At 55.8% G+C, this 17803-nt stretch carries 17 protein-coding genes; 6 read left to right on the top strand and 11 right to left on the bottom strand.

Going from position 1 to position 17803, the window contains the following annotated elements; genetic code table 11:
* Positions 1-176 precede the first annotated feature (176 nt).
* Positions 177-464 (top strand): CBU_0592 family membrane protein, encoded by a 288-nt coding sequence (locus tag HMPREF0201_RS02150; protein WP_039899095.1) that lies wholly within the window; start codon positions 177-179, stop codon positions 462-464.
* 125 nt (positions 465-589) lie between these two features.
* Here the strand turns inward: HMPREF0201_RS02150 and HMPREF0201_RS02145 are convergent, their stop codons facing one another.
* Positions 590-1510 carry a LysR substrate-binding domain-containing protein gene (locus HMPREF0201_RS02145; RefSeq protein ID WP_016534802.1) on the bottom strand — a complete coding sequence of 307 codons (921 nt, stop codon included), beginning with the start codon at positions 1508-1510 and terminating at the stop codon, positions 590-592.
* 143 nt (positions 1511-1653) lie between these two features.
* Positions 1654-2127: a protein CreA gene (gene creA, locus HMPREF0201_RS02140; protein WP_016534801.1), complete on the bottom strand. Its 474-nt coding sequence runs from the start codon at positions 2125-2127 to the stop codon at positions 1654-1656.
* Positions 2128-2338: 211 nt separating this feature from the next.
* On the opposite strand from creA, the gene robA reads away from it, so the two are divergent.
* On the top strand, positions 2339-3208 hold the full coding sequence (gene robA, locus HMPREF0201_RS02135; RefSeq protein WP_016534800.1) for an MDR efflux pump AcrAB transcriptional activator RobA: 870 nt from the start codon (positions 2339-2341) through the stop codon (positions 3206-3208).
* Here robA and gpmB read toward each other — a convergent pair.
* A complete protein-coding gene (gpmB, locus tag HMPREF0201_RS02130) occupies positions 3205-3852 on the bottom strand; it encodes a 2,3-diphosphoglycerate-dependent phosphoglycerate mutase GpmB (protein WP_016534799.1) in 648 nt (215 codons plus the stop codon). The two genes, robA and gpmB, sit on opposite strands and share 4 nt — an antisense overlap.
* A gap of 52 nt (positions 3853-3904) precedes the next feature.
* Here gpmB and yjjX point away from each other — a divergent pair, with 52 nt between their 5' ends.
* The gene (gene yjjX / locus HMPREF0201_RS02125; RefSeq protein ID WP_016534798.1) at positions 3905-4423 is read left to right on the top strand and encodes an inosine/xanthosine triphosphatase; all 519 of its coding nucleotides are present in this window, start codon (positions 3905-3907) and stop codon (positions 4421-4423) included.
* 5 nt (positions 4424-4428) lie between these two features.
* On the opposite strand, the gene trpR is transcribed toward yjjX, so the two are convergent.
* Positions 4429-4767, bottom strand: coding sequence for a trp operon repressor (trpR, locus tag HMPREF0201_RS02120; protein WP_016534797.1), 339 nt, complete (start codon positions 4765-4767; stop codon positions 4429-4431).
* Between the two features lie 55 nt (positions 4768-4822).
* Positions 4823-6757: a murein transglycosylase gene (gene sltY / locus HMPREF0201_RS02115; protein ID WP_016534796.1), complete on the bottom strand. Its 1935-nt coding sequence runs from the start codon at positions 6755-6757 to the stop codon at positions 4823-4825.
* Positions 6758-6999: 242 nt separating this feature from the next.
* On the opposite strand from sltY, the gene ettA reads away from it, so the two are divergent.
* Positions 7000-8667, top strand: a complete 1668-nt coding sequence (gene ettA / locus HMPREF0201_RS02110; RefSeq protein WP_039897884.1) for an energy-dependent translational throttle protein EttA — start codon at positions 7000-7002, stop codon at positions 8665-8667.
* 86 nt (positions 8668-8753) lie between these two features.
* On the opposite strand, the gene nadR is transcribed toward ettA, so the two are convergent.
* The 3 genes from nadR to serB are packed head-to-tail and all read right to left on the bottom strand — an operon-like array spanning position 8754 to position 12405.
* A complete protein-coding gene (gene nadR / locus HMPREF0201_RS02105) occupies positions 8754-9986 on the bottom strand; it encodes a multifunctional transcriptional regulator/nicotinamide-nucleotide adenylyltransferase/ribosylnicotinamide kinase NadR (protein ID WP_016534794.1) in 1233 nt (410 codons plus the stop codon).
* A 47-nt stretch (positions 9987-10033) separates the two neighbouring features.
* Positions 10034-11416, bottom strand: coding sequence for a DNA repair protein RadA (radA, locus tag HMPREF0201_RS02100; RefSeq protein WP_039897883.1), 1383 nt, complete (start codon positions 11414-11416; stop codon positions 10034-10036).
* An 11-nt stretch (positions 11417-11427) separates the two neighbouring features.
* The gene (serB, locus tag HMPREF0201_RS02095) at positions 11428-12405 is read right to left on the bottom strand and encodes a phosphoserine phosphatase (RefSeq protein WP_039897882.1); all 978 of its coding nucleotides are present in this window, start codon (positions 12403-12405) and stop codon (positions 11428-11430) included.
* A gap of 183 nt (positions 12406-12588) precedes the next feature.
* Here serB and HMPREF0201_RS02085 point away from each other — a divergent pair, with 183 nt between their 5' ends.
* Together HMPREF0201_RS02085 and lplA are read left to right on the top strand one after the other, a co-directional pair.
* Entirely contained in the window at positions 12589-13242 is a 654-nt protein-coding gene (locus HMPREF0201_RS02085; protein ID WP_016534791.1) for a YtjB family periplasmic protein, read from the top strand.
* Between the two features lie 60 nt (positions 13243-13302).
* Positions 13303-14319: a lipoate--protein ligase gene (gene lplA, locus HMPREF0201_RS02080; protein ID WP_016534790.1), complete on the top strand. Its 1017-nt coding sequence runs from the start codon at positions 13303-13305 to the stop codon at positions 14317-14319.
* On the opposite strand, the gene yjjJ is transcribed toward lplA, so the two are convergent.
* From yjjJ to deoB, 3 genes are all read right to left on the bottom strand, one after another.
* Positions 14316-15644 carry a type II toxin-antitoxin system HipA family toxin YjjJ gene (yjjJ, locus tag HMPREF0201_RS02075; RefSeq protein ID WP_016534789.1) on the bottom strand — a complete coding sequence of 443 codons (1329 nt, stop codon included), beginning with the start codon at positions 15642-15644 and terminating at the stop codon, positions 14316-14318. The two genes, lplA and yjjJ, sit on opposite strands and share 4 nt — an antisense overlap.
* 150 nt (positions 15645-15794) lie before the next feature.
* Positions 15795-16514 (bottom strand): purine-nucleoside phosphorylase, encoded by a 720-nt coding sequence (gene deoD / locus HMPREF0201_RS02070; protein ID WP_016534788.1) that lies wholly within the window; start codon positions 16512-16514, stop codon positions 15795-15797.
* Positions 16515-16572: 58 nt separating this feature from the next.
* Positions 16573-17796 (bottom strand): phosphopentomutase, encoded by a 1224-nt coding sequence (gene deoB, locus HMPREF0201_RS02065; protein WP_016534787.1) that lies wholly within the window; start codon positions 17794-17796, stop codon positions 16573-16575.
* Between the last annotated feature and the right edge of the window lie 7 nt (positions 17797-17803).

Genomic DNA, 17803 nt, shown 5'->3' with positions numbered 1-17803 from the left:
ATTATTTGTCTGTCTGACCACGGGTCTGATGCCATAGCACATCTATTTATGATTTATATCAAAAGCGCTTAATTCTGATGCATGAGTTTTTCGTATCAGACTATGAAAAAAATGCACAGCAGAGCTTCAGCAAAAAAGATAATTTGCCGATCACGGAGTCATCTCAGGAAAAAAAAGTGGAACTGCATACCTTTGTAGGATTAGTGGGCGTGTTTTGCTACCTGCTGGCATACGCGCTGGTTCAGATGCGCAGGGTATCAATAGATTCAAACAGTTATGCCTGTCTTAATATCGCAGGCTGCGTGGGCGGGCTGTATTCCTTAAGCCATGATTTTAATTTGGCATCGGTAATATCGCAATCAATGTGGCTGGTTTTCACCCTTGTAGGTATGCATACTTCTTATCGCCGACGTGGAGCCTTAAGAAATAAATTACCGCCTTTAGATTTAGACACCCACAAATAAACCAGTGGCTTAATACTTATTTATTCCTGTCAGTTCACGGAATATATATAAGAAAATGTTATGGCAAAGATTTCAGATAAATAATTTAGTGATACATTCCATAGTAAAATAATATTCCGTGGCGACTACACGCCAGGAATACCCGATTCAACTGGCTGCGGCCGCTGCAGCCAGCTCATCACATGGCGAACAACCGGCTTGATATAACGATCTTCAGGAACCAGCAAGAAGCACTTACTGCCCGCCGCCAGTTTTCCCGGGTGCGCCGCCACCAGATCGCCGCGATTAAGATAATCCTGCACCAGCCCTTCCCAGCCGAGTAATATCCCGTCTCCGCGCGCCGCCGTCTCGACTAAAAACGGATAATTATTTGCCCGCCAGGTCTGGCGAGGCACAAAGCTGAGAACATTCTGCGAGGCAAACCAGTCGCTCCAGCCCGTCCATTCCCGCTGCGGATCGTCCTGAATCAGCAATGTGTGCTGTAGCAGCGCTTCTGCGGGTGCAGCGGTATCGATACGCGACAAGAACGCCGGGGAACACATCGGGTAGCAGACTTCATCAAACAGTGGCTCAGCATGAAACCCCGGCGGTGCCTCACGCAGATAAAAGATAGCCAGATCGAATTCAGATGAGCGAAGTTCGGTGAAGTTGTCGGTAATTTTCATCCGCACCTGTAAATCCGGAAGTTCGCGGTGCAGCGCAGATAAACGCGATGACAACCAGAGCGAACTCATGGCGCTGGTACAGGCAATGGTCACCTGCGGCAGTCCGGTCCAGCCCATAACTTCGGCAGTCGCGTGAGACAATGCGGCCAGCTGCTGGCGTACCCTGGTTGCGTAGGATTCACCGCGCGGCGTAAGTAAAACTCGTCTCTGGGTGCGGGTAAACAGCTTGCACCCCAGCATCTCTTCCAGCTGTAAAATCTGGCGGCTGATGGCACTTTGCGTGAGGTTTAGCTCTTCCGCGGCGCGAGAGATATTGCCGTAGCGGGCAACACATTCGAAAGCGATAAGGGTATTGAGGGGCGGTAGAGGTTCAATCTGCATCAATCGATGCCTTAATCGGCGGCGGAGTCGTGAGCACACACTAATAAGGAAGGCCGGGGCTGACAAGCCTGATGAGTCAGAAATACATCAGGCTTCTCATGCTGATGACGCGCAAGCGCATCCGTTCAGCGCCGGCCGGGTGATTATTTACTCCACGGAATAATCGGCACCGCGCTGATGGCGTTTTTCGGCGAGCCTTCTACCACTCTGTCGGAGTAGGCCAGATAGGCGAGCGTGTTGCGTTTTGAATCGTAAAAACGCACAACCTGAAGCTTCTTGAACACCAGCGAGGTACGCTTCTGGAATACGACATCGCCCTGAGCTTTACCCGCTTTGATCTTGTCGCTTAGCTCAACAGGCCCGACCTGCTGGCAGGAAATTGCTGCGTCGGAAGTATCTTCCGCCAACCCAAGCCCGCCTTTGATACCGCCGGTTTTGGCGCGGCTGATGTAGCAGGTCACGTTCTTAACGTCGGGATCGTCAAACGCTTCTACTACGATCTTGTGATCCGGGCCAAAGACTTTAAACACCGTATCGACCGATCCGATCTGCTCCGCGTGAGCGCCGTAGCTCAGAGCCAGAAGCGCACTGCAAAGTGCTAAAGCTTTATATTTCATATTGTTACCATTGTATAAAAATTACACTACGCGATTATTCAATAGTTGCGTAAAAAACCGTTGAATATCACATTATTAGCAAAACCTGTCTCCATAATGCGCAGATTTGGCACAACTTGTTAAAAAAAAACGCTGAATGCATAAAGTACAAAAATGCTATCATCCGCTACCTTAGTAAACAGGCATTCGCTTGTATGGATGAGGATATTTTATGGATCAGGCTGCGATCATTCGCGATCTGCTTAGCTGGCTGGAGGGCCACCTCGATCAGCCCCTCGCCCTTGATAATGTGGCGGCAAAAGCAGGGTATTCCAAGTGGCATTTACAACGGATGTTCAAAGAGGTTACCGGGCACGCCATAGGTGCCTATATTCGCGCCCGCCGACTCTCCAAATCTGCCGTTGCCCTGCGTTTAACGGCGCGCCCAATTCTTGATATTGCGCTGCAATATCGTTTTGACTCACAGCAGACGTTTACCCGCGCCTTTAAGAAACAGTTCGCTCAAACGCCGGCCCTGTACCGCCGTTCCCCGGACTGGAGCGCATTCGGTATGCGTCCGCCGCTGCGCCTGGGCGAGTTCACGCTGCCTCAGGCCCATTTCATTACGTTGCCGGAAACCCATCTGGTCGGGGTGACGCAAAGCTACAGCTGCACGCTGGAGCAGATATCAGACTTCCGTAATGAAATGCGTATTCAGTTCTGGACGCAGTTCCTGGGCAATTCGCCAACCATTCCGCGAGTACTGTATGGCCTGCATGAACCGCGCCCAAGCTCGGAAAAAGATGACGAGCAGGAAGTGTTCTACACCACCGCGCTGACGCCGGAACTGGCCAACGGGTTCCTGCCGGACTCGCACCCGGTGGTGCTGGAAGGCGGGGATTACGTGCAGTTTAACTATGAAGGGCTGGGCACCGGGCTACAGGACTTTATCCTGACGGTTTACGGCACCTGCATGCCTTCCCTGAACCTTACGCGCCGCCAGGGTCAGGACATTGAGCTTTTCTATCCGCAGGATGAAACGCGGGAACAGGACGTGCCGATGCAAATCCGCTGCGAATACCTGATCCCGGTACGCCGTTAACGCTGGAGTTCATCCAGGGCAGGAGCGTCGAGATGCGAGATGTCTCCTGCCGTTTCAACTACCCACCCGGACGCCAGCCACGGGCTGTGCTGATAATCCACCCGGGAGATTGAGCAGTTACGCAGGCGCAGACGGCGTTCAGCCGATGCGGGCAACCCCAGAATAGTGCTCACCAACCCACCCAGCGCCATGCCGTGGCTCACCAGCAGCGGTCGGCTTCCTTCCGGCAGTTCGCGGCAGGCGTTAAGCGCCTCATGCATGCGATTGCTCAGCTCCTGCATGCTTTCGCCCTCGGGAATACGCCCGTCCGGCGTACCGTCCACCAGGCGACGGCGCCAGCCCTCTTCTTCCTCGGTCAGCGTATCCATTTTGCGGCATTCAAGCACGCCCATGTTCAGCTCACGCAGGCGCTCATCAAAAATAATATCGCAGCCGCAAGCCTCGGCGATAATCTCTGCGGTGCGGCGCGTGCGGCCTAAATCGCTGCTGATAATGTGGGTGACTCCAAGGGCTCTGGCCCGCTCGGCAACTTGCCAGGCCTGACGTTCTCCGTTTTCAGTCAGCGCGCTGTCTGACTGGCCCTGAATGCGGCGTTCCGCGTTCCACTGCGTTTCGCCATGACGAACAAGGTATACCTGTAACATGCGTTTTATCCGTTATACTGCGGTCACGAAATATCGAGAGTTCTGACTTATTATGAACCATGTCGTTGCTGCAACAACTAATCCCGCCAAAATTCAGGCGATTCTGCAGGCTTTTAACCAAATCTATGGTGAAGGATCCTGCCATATTGAGTCGGTTGTCGTCGATAGCGGCGTGCCTGAACAACCCTTCGGCAGCAGCGAAACGCGAACTGGCGCACGAAGCCGGGTGCTAAATGCCCGGGAAGTCAGACCAGAAGCCGACTTCTGGGTCGCCATTGAGGCCGGAATTGACGAAGGCAGTACCTTCAGTTGGGTGGTGATAGAAGCGGGTAATCAGCGCGGTGAAGCGCGCTCCGCCACCCTGCCGCTGCCGGACGTTATTCTTGAAAAAGTGACCGCCGGGAACGCGCTCGGGCCGGTTATGTCGGAATACACCGGTATCGATAAAATTGGGCGTAAAGAGGGGGCAATCGGGGTTTTCACCGCCGGAAAGCTCACGCGCAGCAGCGTTTACCATCAGGCGGTGATTCTGGCGCTAAGCCCGTTTCATAACGAGATTTATCGCCGCTAGAGACTTTATTCGGCGGGCTTGCCGCCCTGAAGCAACTGCTGTTCCAGCCATGCCCGCAGCTCGGGAGGCGCGGCCTTCAGGCTGTTAGAGCCGCGAGTAATTGTTGCTATCCCCGCGCCCAGTTCATTCTTCAGCTCGCGCTGGCTCAGTTCACCGCGCAGTAGCTCTTCGATAATCCGCACCCGGGTGCCGAGCGCCGTGCGCTCATCCGGGGTTAGCAGCAGCGTCAGCAGGGGCAAATGAAGCTCCTGCCCAAACGCCTGCTGCAACAGCCCCACAAAGCGGAGCCACTCTTTGTTACTTTGCTCGGCCTGTTCCGCCGAATATTGAGAGAGCTGAGTCATGTCAGGCCACCATACTCTTTAACTAGTACGGCAGCATAACATACTCTCAGCGCAATCAGTAACGCCGCTGCCACTCGCTATCCGACAGAATTTTGTCGGGCTGCCCCATGAAATAGCGATAGTAGGCGTCGTAAGCCAGCACGTTTTTCACGTAACCCCGAGTTTCCGAGAACGGAATACTCTCCACAAAGGCGATAGCGTCGATGCGCCCCCCGCTATTGCCAAGCCAGGTTCTGACCCGCCCCGGCCCGGCGTTGTAGGCGGCGGAGGCAAAGATACGGTTGCTCTCAAACTGCTGGAACACGTATTGCAGATAGCTGGTGCCAATATTGATATTGGTCTCCGGGTCGAGCAGCTGCACCGGGCTGCTGTAGCCTGGGATGCTGAACATCTTCACGGTATGGGTGGCGGTTCCCGGCATGATTTGCATCAGGCCGCTGGCGCCTACCGGAGAACGAACTTTCGGGTTCCATGCGCTCTCCTGGCGGGCAATCGCCATGGCATAGCTTTGCGGCACGGTTTTGCCGCTAACGTAGCGGGCAAACGTCTCCTTGTAAGCCAGCGGGAAGCGCTCCTCGAGGTTATCCCACAGCTTACCGGCAATGGTTGCCTGCACGCTGAGATCCCACCAGTCCTGCTCAAAGGCATAACGCGCCAGCCCGCCCTGTTCCTGTTTGGTTCGGCTGGTGACCAGGTTAGCCCACTCGCTGCGCGCGGTGTTATCCATATTCCAGTACATCAGCTCGCGCACGCGCGCCATCTCCGGCCCCTGCACCAGCGCCGGGTTCACGCTTTCGGCCTTCTCTACGCGCAGCGGATACTCTTCCCCAAGGCGCTGGGCGGCGACCATCGGATAGAAACCGCGCTCTTTCATCAGCGCATGCAGAATCTCTTTTGCTTCATCATCGCGCCCGCGCTCCAGTAACAGGTCCGCCTGCCAGTAGCGCCATTCATCTTTTTCCTTCGATTCCATCGGCAGACGCGCAAGCCAGGTGTTCAGGCCGGAACGGTCTCCGCTACCCAGAGCCATGCGCACCCGGCGCTCAATCAGCGAAGTAGACTGGGAGCGCATGATCGCATCATCACGCCATTTGGCCTGCTCGTCGGTAACGTCGTTGCCCATCAGCCGCCACGCCACGGTGTCCCTCAGTTCCTGCGCCTGCTCATCGTTCAGCTTTTGCGCCTGAACCAGGGACGGGATCATCAAACGAGCATTCTCAACGTCCTGGCGAGCAACGCTCGCAAAGGCGATGGCCGCCGCCTGGCGCGTGAAATCCGTCGCCCCAACGCTATTGGCGAAAGTCAGCACCGTGCTGGGGTTGTTTTGCAGGCTAATCAGCGCGCTGGCGATGGTCTGATAATCCGCAGGCATTTGGTTTGCAAGAGCGTTCACCAGCGAGGTATTGCCCTCTTTCATCGCCAGGCGAATACGTTCCAGATAAGCGAGCGGGTCCTGAGTGCCCGAGGCGCGCCACGCCGAGAACAGCGCATCGCAGCTCGAAGGCTGGCTTTTGCCCGTCAGCCACAGCTCTTTGGCTCCGGCCCAGGCAGCGTCCATCTGCCCGGTGCTCCACTTCGCAAAGTAGTAATTACATTTTGCTTCATTGGTGGCCGGCGGCTCGGGGCTAAACGCCAGCAGGCCGCGCCAGTCCTGGCGTCTTGCCAGTTCATTAACAAAGCGTGAGCTTAACGAGCGCGCGGGCGGCAGCGTGGGGTTAGCCTGAATAAACTGGGCCACCGACATGGCGGGCTCATTCATCAGGTCATCGGTTAGCTGGCGATATTCGAGATAAGGGTAAAGAGGATAAGTTTGTAGCGTGGGCATCAGCTGCGCCACCACATCCATTTGCTTGTTATCCCACGCCTGTTTGATTTGCGCGTAGCGGCCGCGTTGCTCATCCAGCGAGTCAGCACGCACCGCGCTGTTTAACATCACCAGGCTGACGCCCGCGACAAGCAACTGCCATACGACTTGTTTGGCTTTTACCACAACTTCTCCTCACTATTTTCCTGACGGCATCATGCCAGCGCTGCAATAAGCGAATGAATTCATGCTAACCAGGGGGCGCCCATTACGCCATGTCCGAAAGGTATATTTTGGTCATTAAACGTATAAAGGGGAAACCAGCGTCAGAACCACGATACCCCGCTGGGATTAGACCGGGAAAACGGCTACACTTCGCCTTTGTTATGGACCATCTTACATCACGATAAAAGAGGCAAAGTCGCACTGTGGCTCAATTCGTTTATACCATGCATCGTGTCGGCAAAGTTGTCCCGCCGAAACGACATATTCTGAAAAATATTTCGCTCAGCTTCTTCCCTGGCGCCAAAATCGGCGTGCTGGGTCTGAACGGTGCCGGTAAATCCACCCTGCTGCGCATCATGGCCGGCATCGATACCGATATCGAAGGTGAAGCCCGCCCTCAGCCTGGCCTTAAGATAGGTTACCTGCCGCAGGAACCTAAGCTGAACCCGGAGCACACCGTCCGTGAGTCCGTAGAAGAAGCCGTTTCCGAAGTGGTTAACGCCCTGAAAGGCCTGGACGAAGTCTACGCCAAATACGCCGAGCCGGACGCGGACTTCGATAAGCTGGCCGCGCAGCAAGGCAAGTATGAAGAAATTATCCAGGCGCATGACGGTCATAACCTGAACGTGCAGCTGGAGCGCGCCGCTGATGCGCTGCGCCTGCCGGACTGGGATGCAAAAATTGAGAAGCTGTCCGGGGGTGAACGCCGCCGCGTAGCGCTGTGCCGCCTGCTGCTGGAAAAACCAGACATGCTGCTGCTCGACGAACCAACCAACCACCTGGATGCAGAATCCGTGGCATGGCTGGAACGCTTCCTGCACGACTTCGAAGGCACCGTTGTGGCGATTACCCACGACCGTTACTTCCTCGACAACGTCGCCGGCTGGATCCTGGAGCTTGACCGTGGGGAAGGTATTCCATGGGAAGGTAACTACTCCTCCTGGCTGGAGCAGAAAGATCAGCGCCTGGCGCAGGAAGCCTCCACGGAAGCCGCTCGCCGTAAATCCATTGAGAAAGAGCTGGAGTGGGTTCGTCAGGGCGCTAAAGGCCGCCAGTCTAAAGGCAAGGCTCGTCTGGCACGCTTTGAAGAGCTGAACAGCACCGAATACCAAAAACGTAACGAAACCAACGAACTGTTTATCCCGCCTGGTGCACGCCTGGGGGATAAAGTGGTGGAAGTTAACAATCTGCGTAAATCCTACGGCGACCGCCTGCTGATTGACGACCTGAGCTTCTCCGTACCGAAGGGCGCCATCGTGGGCATCATCGGTCCGAACGGCGCGGGTAAATCCACCCTGTTCCGCATGATGTCCGGTCAGGAACAGCCTGACAGCGGCTCTATCACCCTGGGTGAGACCGTGAAGCTGGCCTCCGTTGACCAGTTCCGTGACGCCATGGACAACAGCAAAACCGTGTGGGAAGAAGTCTCCGGCGGCCAGGATATTATGCGTATCGGTAACACCGAGATGCCAAGCCGTGCCTACGTTGGCCGCTTTAACTTCAAGGGCGTCGACCAGGGCAAACGCGTGGGCGAGCTGTCCGGCGGTGAGCGCGGTCGTCTGCATCTGGCGAAGCTGCTGCAGGTTGGCGGTAACGTGCTGCTGCTCGATGAACCGACCAACGACCTGGATATCGAAACCCTGCGCGCGCTGGAAAACGCCCTGCTGGAATTCCCGGGCTGCGCGATGGTTATCTCCCACGACCGTTGGTTCCTCGACCGTATCGCCACCCACATTCTGGACTACCAGGATGAAGGCAAGGTGGAGTTCTTCGAAGGTAACTTTACCGAATACGAAGAGTACAAGAAGCGTACCCTCGGCGCAGATGCCCTGGAACCAAAACGCATCAAGTACAAACGCGTAACCAAGTAAAAGCAAAAGGCACCTTCACGGTGCCTTTTTTATGTTTGCTCTCGCCCTGCGGGAAGGGTCGGGCATCAAGTCCCACAGCCCATTATTTATCGCTGCTCGCCCATCATCTCTTTAACCAGATCCACGCAGCGCAGGAAGCGCGAGTCATAGTCAGACTCTTCAACGTGTACGAAACTGATACCATTCTCTTTCAACATATCCACCAGCAGATTCTGGAAGGATTTTCTGTCCGCATCGCTGCCCAGACTGCGCAGCCCGTCGGCAACCCACGGCGTATTGTTCTCCAGTAGGATAACCAGGTCGAAGCGGTATTCGTCGATCAGCGCCTGAACAAACGGGTGCTCCCGGCCTTCATACTTTTTACAGAACGCTTGAGTCGTCACGAAATCGGTGTCGATAAACGCCACTTTATTGGCGTACTTAACCGCAAAATCAACGTACTGCGCGTGGCCGATGGCTATTTTATCGTAGTCAGAGTATTGCAGCGCCATTTCGTCACCGCCGAGATGAGAGAAAACATAATCTCGCCCGTATTCCCATGCGCTGGTGGTGTTAAAAATGTTGGCGAGCTTGTTCACCATCCACGATTTGCCGCTCGACTCGCCGCCGAGGATAGCCACGGTACGCACAAAGAATGGCTTCACTTCGGTAGGAATGTATTCCCAATAGCGGAACGGGTTTTCACGGATTTGCGTGCCGCTGATGTTCATAAAGGTGCGTTTAGGGTCAACAACAACCGTTTCAATTCCCAGATGCTCGGTAAATTTAGCGGCATCGCCTTCTTCCGAGGTGTAGATCCTGTCGGGAGAAATGCCTTTGCTGTCCATAAACGCCTTAATACCGCGGCTCCAGACGTCCCAGCCGTGCGGATAAGGCTCCATCCCCTCTTCGTTAAAAGAGTGAATGCGGATATTTTTCTGATATTTGAAGGTTTGTAGCAGCCAGCGCAGGCGGTCGCCGGTGGTAGGCTGCTGGGACATCGCGCTGTCATCGAACAGCGCACGGTCGCGCGGTTCGTCATAGCCCATGATGATGTGCAGCTCGTCCACCTGGCTACAGGCGCGCTGGATCAGATAAATATGGCCGGTATGCAGCGGGTAGAATTTGCCGAACACCACGCCGACTTTCTTTTCGCGCCGCGGGAATTCCAGCCCAAGGAAACGATGCAGCGCCTCCAGTTTCTGAGCGCTGGGGCTTTTAATTTTCGCGTTCAGTAACTGGCTCAGGTAGCCTTTAGTCATGCCGCTGGCGTCCGCCACCTGCTGTAAAGTACAGCCCTGCTGGCGAATAGCCGTTTTGATATAGTCGAATGACGACACGCGCTGCCTCCTGCACAAAGCGGGAACGATTCCCGCAAGTTACTCAATTATAAGTCGTCAAAGACGGAAAGCGCATCAGCAAGTTTCTTGACGCCAAAGACCTGCATGCCTTCGGGGATTTTTTTCGGCACGTTGGCCTGCGGCACAATCGCGCGTTTAAAGCCGTGCTTGGCCGCTTCCGCGATCCGCTCCTGGCCGCTCGGCACCGGGCGAATCTCACCGGCCAGGCCGACTTCCCCAAACACCACCAAATCCTGCGGCAGCGCTCTGTTACGCAGGCTGGAAACCATGGCCAGCAGAAGCGCTAAATCGGCGCTGGTTTCGGTGACTTTTACGCCCCCGACAACGTTAACGAATACATCCTGATCCGCCATTTGCAGGCCACCATGGCGATGCAGTACGGCCAGTAAGATAGCGAGGCGGTTTTGCTCCAGCCCCACGGCCACGCGCCTTGGGTTGGACATCATCGACTGATCTACCAGGGCCTGGATTTCAACTAACAGCGGGCGCGTACCTTCCCAGACCACCATCACCGAGCTGCCCGGCGTGACTTCATCGCCGCGGCTCAGGAATATGGCTGACGGGTTGCTCACTTCGCGCAGCCCCTGTTCCGTCATCGCAAATACGCCCAGCTCGTTTACCGCACCAAAACGGTTTTTATGGCTGCGCAGAGTGCGGAAGCGGGAATCAGCATCGCCGTCCAGCATCACGGAGCAGTCGATACAGTGCTCGAGCACTTTTGGCCCGGCCAGCGAGCCGTCTTTAGTCACATGGCCGACCATCACGATAGCCACGCCTTTCGTCTTGGCAAAACGGGTGAGATAAGCCGCCGTCTCGCGAACCTGAGCCACGCTGCCCGGAGAGGACTGCACATCGGCCATATGCATAACCTGAATGGAGTCGATAACCATCAGCTTCGGCTGCTCTTCATCGGCAATCATGCAGATTTGCTCGATGCTAGTTTCGGACAACATATTGAGGTTCTGGGTCGGCAGACCAAGACGATGGGCGCGCATCGCCACCTGCTGAAGCGACTCTTCCCCGGTGACATACAGGGTTTTCATCTGCTCGCTCAGCTTGCAAAGCGTTTGCAGCAGCAGCGTTGATTTACCCGCACCTGGGTTACCGCCAATTAAAATCGCGCTTCCGGGTACTACGCCGCCGCCGAGCACGCGGTCAAATTCTTTAAAGCCGGTTGAGAAACGCGGCAGCTCTTCAAGACTGATATCGGAGAGCTTTTGCACCCGGCTGACGCCAGCGCTGCCGGCATAGCCGGACAGACGCTCGTTGCGGGCAACCTGAGGAGAAGCGGCGATGCGCACTTCGGTAATGGTATTCCACGCGTGACAGGCGCTGCACTGCCCCTGCCAGCGCGGGTAATCCGCACCACACTCGTTACAAACAAATGCGCGTTTTGGAGCTTTCGCCACCTTATTTCCTCTTAACGTTCTTCCTGAATCAGGCTGCCGGAAAGAATGCAGAATACGCCCATCAGATCCGCATGGCGGATGCTGACTTCGCTCTTCTCATTCACCTTCGGCTTAGCGTGATAGGCGATGCCCAGACCAGCGGTATGGATCATCGGTAAATCATTCGCCCCGTCGCCAATCGCTACGGTCTGGGCGGCGGGAATTTCATATTTTTCGGCCAGGCGCGTCAGGGTTTCAGCCTTGAATTTGGCATCCACAATTTGCCCGAGCACTTCGCCGGTAAGTTTGCCGTCACAAATTTCGAGTTCATTTGCCACAACGGTCGTCAGGTTCAGCTTGTCGCGCAGGTACTCGGCGAAGAAGGTAAAGCCCCCGGAGGCAATAGCGACTTTCCAGCCCAGCGTTTCAAGGTTCTGAACCAGCGAAGTCAGCCCCGGCATCAGCGGCAGCTCATCGCGCACCTGGCGCAGAATATTGGCATCGGCACCTTTAAGAGTAGCCACGCGCTGGCGCAGGCTGGCGGTAAAGTCCAGCTCACCACGCATTGCACGCTCGGTCACTTCGGACACCATTTCACCGGTTCCCGCCAGCCTGGCGATTTCGTCGATGCACTCAACCTGAATAGCGGTTGAGTCCATGTCCATGACCAGCAGACCCGGCGTTTTTAAGTGCGGAATTTTGCCCAGCGGCGCAACGTCCAGCCCGGCTTCATGAGCAAGACGGGTCGCGCGCGGGGTCAACGACCCGGCAAGGCGGATGACCTGATAATCTTCCACGCACCAGGCGGTCACGATAACCATCGCCGCCCCGAGCTTGCGCTGGTATTTGGTCAGGCACTGTTTATCGAGATTACGCCCATACAGGAGCCAACCGCTGCGCCCGGCGCGGTAATCCAGCGGCATCACTTCATCACCGCTCAAAGAAAGCGGCAATCCAGGCCAAAGTGAAACATCATTAGGCAAGTCGCACCAGGTCAAACTGTTTGGCATTACGGCTCCAGGTTCAATTTAAGATACTCTTTAGCATTCGAATTGCGGGAAGGCGGTAAGCGAGTGCAGCCCACACCTGCGATTCGAAGGATGAAGGGTATCCAGGATAAAACAACGCATGAGGCTACCTTGTCCGCCTTGCTTCTGGCAACATTAATGTAAGCAATTTTCCAAAGGTGCATCATGGTTCGGGTAAAATTTAAATTTCGGCTCCATCGCGCGGTGATTGTGCTGTTCTGCCTGGCGCTTTTGGTCGCTTTAATGCAGGGCGCATCCTGGTTCAGCCGGGGCAGCCAGCAGGCGCGTAACGTCCAGCTTGAAGAGTTGGCCCGCACGCTGGCGCGTCAGGTTGCTTTTAATCTTGTACCGGTGATGAAAACCGAAAATCCCGACGAGAAGCGTATCTCTGCCTCACTTAATCTCCTGACGAAAGATAGCCGCATTCTTGATGCTGCCGTCTACGACAGCGAAGGCGATCAGATTGCCAGGGCGGGGGAAAACATTGAAGTCCGCGACCGCCTGGCGCTGGATGGGCAAAAAGCCGGCAGCTATTTTAACCGCCAAATCGTTCAGCCCATCGAGGATAAAAACGGCCCTATTGGCTACCTGCGCATCACGCTTGATACCCATACCCTCGCCACCGAGGCAAAGCAGGTGGACAACACCACCAATATTTTGCGGCTAATGCTGCTGCTGGCCGTCGCTATCGGCATCGTCCTGACGCGCACGCTGCTGCACGGCAAGCGCACGCGCTGGCAGCAATCCCCCTTCCTGCTCACCGCTAACAGCAAGGTTAAGGAAGAGGATGACGAAACGAACCAGGGCTCCGGGCGCTAACTCTACCGCAGCGCCTGCATGCTAAGATGGCGCTATTCTTCTGGGAAAAGGATCTCTGCTATGCCGACGTTGCGTTTACTTATTTCTGACTCTTACGACCCGTGGTTTAACCTGGCTGTTGAAGAGACAATCTTTCGTCAGATGCCCGCCACCCAACGCGTGCTGTTTCTGTGGCGCAATGCGGATACGGTCGTTATTGGCCGGGCGCAGAACCCGTGGAAAGAGTGCAATACCGGGCGAATGGAGCAGGATAATGTGCGGCTGGCACGCCGTAGCAGCGGCGGCGGCGCGGTATTCCACGACCTCGGCAACACCTGCTTTACCTTTATGGCCGGCAAGCCTGAGTACGACAAAAGCATCTCCACCGCCATTGTGCTCAAGGCGCTGAGCAACCTGGGCTTCCAGGCAAGCGCTTCCGGGCGTAACGATCTGGAAGTAGAAACGGCCGAAGGGACGAGGAAAATCTCCGGATCGGCCTACCGCGAAACCCTGGATCGCGGCTTCCACCACGGCACGCTGTTATTAAATGCCGACCTCAGCCGACTGGCAAACTACCTGAACCCGGACCCGAAAAAACTACAGGCGAAAGGCATCACCTCTGTGCGAGGCCGGGTGGCCAACCTTTGTGATTTGAAACCGGGAGTCACTCACGAGCAAATCAGCGACGCCATTCGTGAAGCCTTTTTCGACCATTTCGGCGAGCGGGTAGAAGCCGAGCACATCTCACCCGAAGCGCTGCCGGACTTACCGGGCTTTGCCGAAACCTTTGCCCGCCAGAGCAGCTGGGAGTGGAATTTTGGTCAGGCTCCGGCTTTCAGCCACCTGCTGGACAACCGCTTCAGCTGGGGCGGCGTCGAACTGCATTTTGACGTCGAGAAAGGCCATATTACGCGCACGCAGATGTTCACCGACAGCCTGAACCCGGCGCCGCTTGAAGCGCTGGCCGACCGGCTGAAGGGCTGTCTGTATCGCAGCATCCTGCTACAGCAGGAGTGTGAAACGCTGATTTATACTTTCCCGGAGCAGGAAAAGGAACTGCGGGAACTCTCCGCGTGGATTGCCCAGGCGGTACGCTAAGCCAGCCGCCGGAGCGACTCGCGAAGGCTCTCAACCCGCTCGGCCATTTCAGCTGCGATAAGCCGGAATGGCTCGCTCACCTGCTCATTCTGGCTGAGCGCCAGCCAGAAACGCCGTGCCAGAGATTGCATCTCCAGCCATACAGCGCCCGGAATCGCCGCATCAAGGCTGATATCATAAACCTGACTCAGCATGCTGCCCGTGCTGCCGGGCGCGTAGGCCATCGGCAGCATGTCGTATACCGGAGCCAGCGCGAGCGGGCGGTCGGAAAGGAAAAAGGAGAGATTACCGGCATGCATATCGCTGTTGGCAATCAGCCTGCCGAAGGCCCAAACCTTCTGAACCTGCCGCAAAGTTGCGGCATCAACAATGCCCGCCTCTTTTAAACGTGCGACGGCTTTTGGCCAGTTAAGTACGCCTGACGCAAACTCGCTCTGCACGCTCTCGAGGGAAACTATTCCAAGCCGCCCGTGAGCGCCAACGCAATCAAAACGCTCAACCTCAAGAAATACCTGCCCCGTTTCCGCCCGCAGCAGTTCGCATTGAGCGGCAGAAATACCGCTGTCGTTCAGCAATGCCAGGGCGGCAGCCTCCGCCGTCAATAAATCAGCCCAGCGCCGCTGGTTGGCGTTGTGAACAGCGGGAGTAAATTTAACGATAACCTGCCGGGCTCCGCGACTTGTCTCGCTGTAGCTGGAGAATTTCGGCTGCTCTCCTCCCGCAGACGATCCGACAATTTCGCCGTCCATCGCGCGATGCGCAAGCTCTGAATATGTGCGTAACCGCTCACCACAGGGGACAGGCAGCGCCGCTTGTGCCGTCGCCCATCGGCGGTAACTCTCCTCCCCCACCAGCCATCCGCCCAGATGTTCCGGCTCCTGCACGGAAAGCGCAAACAGCACGTCCTCTTCCTGCCACAGGCGAATGTCTTCGGGTAAATCACTTTTTCGGGCCAGCTCACGGCCCCATGCGCGGCCGAGGAATCCCTGAGGCCTGAGATCCCTTAGATACCACGGCAACCCATCAAACCAGCTGCTTTCACCGTTATCGTGGATAACCAGGCAGCTTCCCCTGGGCCACATCGGGTAGAGCACGCCAAACGACCAGGCTTTTCCCTGGTCATCAATCTGCCAAAGCTGAAACGCATCCTTCTGGCGTACGGGGTGTTTCAGGCCATACTGCGTTGCCCTGGCCTGACCAAATTTGATGATGTCTTTCTCGGTGAGTACGCGGCGCGAGAAGGTCGCCTGGCTTATTCCCAGGCGCTGGATCAGCTCCCTTGCCGGGCGTGGCCCCTGCAAAAGTAGGTCCGTTATCTCGCTCATATGAATAGATTCTTGAATAGATAATTGAATAGATATATAGCCAAAAAACTTTTGTGAGTAAAGGAATCAGGGGATTTTATGAAGAGAGGAATGAATAGATACTTTCAATAAAAAAGACGCCCGTGGGCGTCTTTTTAACAAGCTAAAAATTTACTCTTTATCGCCCAGCAGGACGGATTCCAGAGCAATTTTGATCATGTCGTTGAACGTGGTCTGGCGCTCAGCGGCACTGGTCTGCTCGTGGGTGCGAATATGGTCAGACACGGTGCAGATGGTCAGCGCTTTGGCACCAAACTCTGCCGCTACGCCGTAGATACCGGCCGCTTCCATTTCCACGCCGAGGATGCCGTATTTTTCCATCACGTCGAACATGGACGGGTCCGGCGTGTAGAACAGGTCGGCAGAGAAGATGTTACCTACGCGAGCGTCAACGCCCAGCGCTTTAGCCGCATCCACCGCGTTGCGAACCATGTCGAAGTCCGCGATAGCCGCGAAGTCGTGATCTTTAAAGCGCAGACGGTTCACTTTAGAGTCGGTGCAGGCGCCCATACCGATAACCACATCGCGCAGTTTCACATCCTGGCGAACTGCGCCGCAGGAGCCAACACGAATGATTTTTTTCACGCCAAAATCGGTGATCAGCTCTTTAGCATAGATAGAGCAGGATGGGATGCCCATGCCGTGGCCCATAACGGAAATCTTACGGCCTTTGTAAGTCCCGGTGAAGCCCAGCATGCCGCGCACGTTGTTCACTTCACGCACATCTTCCAGGAAGGTTTCCGCGATGTGCTTAGCGCGCAGCGGGTCGCCCGGCATCAGCACTACGTCAGCGAAATCACCCATTTCTGCGTTAATGTGTGGCGTAGCCATTGTTTATTCCTTGATTTAAAAAGTTAACAATCGGGCAGGCAACGCCTGCCCAAAGGGATCACAGCATGTTTTTGCCGTAGTCCATGTCGGAAACACCAAAGTATTTCGCCACGGTCTGGCCGATGTCCGCGAAGGTTTCACGGTGGCCAAGCGAACCGGCTTTAACTTTCGGGCCATAGATAAGCACCGGAATGTGTTCGCGGGTATGGTCGGTGCCCTGCCAGGTTGGGTCGCAGCCGTGGTCCGCGGTGAGGATCAGAATATCGTCCTCTTTCAGCAGTTCCATCAGCTCAGGCAGACGGCGGTCGAACAGCTCAAGACCAGCGGCATAACCGGCCACATCGCGGCGGTGGCCCCAGGAGGAGTCGAAGTCAACGAAGTTGGTGAAGACGATAGTCTCGTCGCCTGCTTCTTTCATCTCTTTGATGGTGGCATCAAACAGCGCATCCAGACCTGTCGCTTTCACTTTTTTGGTGATGCCGCAGTTGGCGTAGATATCAGCAATTTTACCCACTGAAACTACCTGGCCGTTTTTCTCATCCACCAGTTTTTGCAGCACGGTTGCCGCAGGTGGCTCAACCGCCAGATCGTGACGGTTACCGGTACGCTGGAAGTTACCCGCTTTATCGCCGATGAACGGACGGGCAATAACGCGGCCAATGTTGTAGCCGCCTTCGGTCAGTTCTTCACGGGCGATTTCGCACAGCTCGTAAAGTTTATCCAGGCCGTAGGTTTCTTCATGGCAGGCAATCTGGAACACGGAGTCAGCGGAGGTATAGAAAATCGGCTTGCCGGTTTTCATGTGCTCTTCGCCAAGCTGGTCGAGAATGACGGTACCGGAAGAGTGGCAGTTACCGAGGTAGCCCGGCAGATTGGCACGCTTAACCAGTTTTTCCAGCAGCTCCTGCGGGAAGCTGTTTTCGTGATCGCTGAAGTAGCCCCAGTCGAACAGAACCGGCACGCCGGCGATTTCCCAGTGGCCAGACGGAGTGTCTTTGCCGGAGGAAAGTTCGTGTGCCCAGGCGTACGCCCCGATAACTTCTGCGTTAGGGTCCATGCCCGCGGCAACTTTCCCGGTAGAGCCTTCGTGGGCTTTAACCAGGCCAAGACGAGTGAGGTTAGGCAGGTTCAGAGGCCCTTTACGGCCTTTGTCAGCTTCGCCTTTGGCGCAAGCTTCCGCGATGTGACCGAAAGTATCAGAGCCGACATCTCCGAAGCGCTCAGCGTCTTCGGTAGCACCGATGCCGAACGAGTCCAGCACCATAATAAACGCACGTTTCATATTATTC

The sequence above is a fragment of the Cedecea davisae DSM 4568 genome, from assembly GCF_000412335.2.
Taxonomy (GTDB): domain Bacteria; phylum Pseudomonadota; class Gammaproteobacteria; order Enterobacterales; family Enterobacteriaceae; genus Cedecea; species Cedecea davisae.
The sequence above is the reverse complement of the archived record's forward strand: the minus strand, read 5'-3'. Positions and strand labels throughout refer to the sequence as shown.

Excerpts from the sequence above, each read along its gene's own strand:
- HMPREF0201_RS02145 (WP_016534802.1), bottom strand. The coding sequence starts at position 1,510 with ATGCAGATTGAACCTCTACCGCCCCTCAATACCCTTATCGCTTTCGAA.
- creA (WP_016534801.1), bottom strand. The coding sequence starts at position 2,127 with ATGAAATATAAAGCTTTAGCACTTTGCAGTGCGCTTCTGGCTCTGAGC.
- robA (WP_016534800.1), top strand. The coding sequence starts at position 2,339 with ATGGATCAGGCTGCGATCATTCGCGATCTGCTTAGCTGGCTGGAGGGC.
- gpmB (WP_016534799.1), bottom strand. The coding sequence starts at position 3,852 with ATGTTACAGGTATACCTTGTTCGTCATGGCGAAACGCAGTGGAACGCG.
- yjjX (WP_016534798.1), top strand. The coding sequence starts at position 3,905 with ATGAACCATGTCGTTGCTGCAACAACTAATCCCGCCAAAATTCAGGCG.
- trpR (WP_016534797.1), bottom strand. The coding sequence starts at position 4,767 with ATGACTCAGCTCTCTCAATATTCGGCGGAACAGGCCGAGCAAAGTAAC.
- serB (WP_039897882.1), bottom strand. The coding sequence starts at position 12,405 with ATGCCAAACAGTTTGACCTGGTGCGACTTGCCTAATGATGTTTCACTT.
- HMPREF0201_RS02085 (WP_016534791.1), top strand. The coding sequence starts at position 12,589 with ATGGTTCGGGTAAAATTTAAATTTCGGCTCCATCGCGCGGTGATTGTG.
- lplA (WP_016534790.1), top strand. The coding sequence starts at position 13,303 with ATGCCGACGTTGCGTTTACTTATTTCTGACTCTTACGACCCGTGGTTT.
- yjjJ (WP_016534789.1), bottom strand. The coding sequence starts at position 15,644 with ATGAGCGAGATAACGGACCTACTTTTGCAGGGGCCACGCCCGGCAAGG.
- deoD (WP_016534788.1), bottom strand. The coding sequence starts at position 16,514 with ATGGCTACGCCACACATTAACGCAGAAATGGGTGATTTCGCTGACGTA.
- deoB (WP_016534787.1), bottom strand. The coding sequence starts at position 17,796 with ATGAAACGTGCGTTTATTATGGTGCTGGACTCGTTCGGCATCGGTGCT.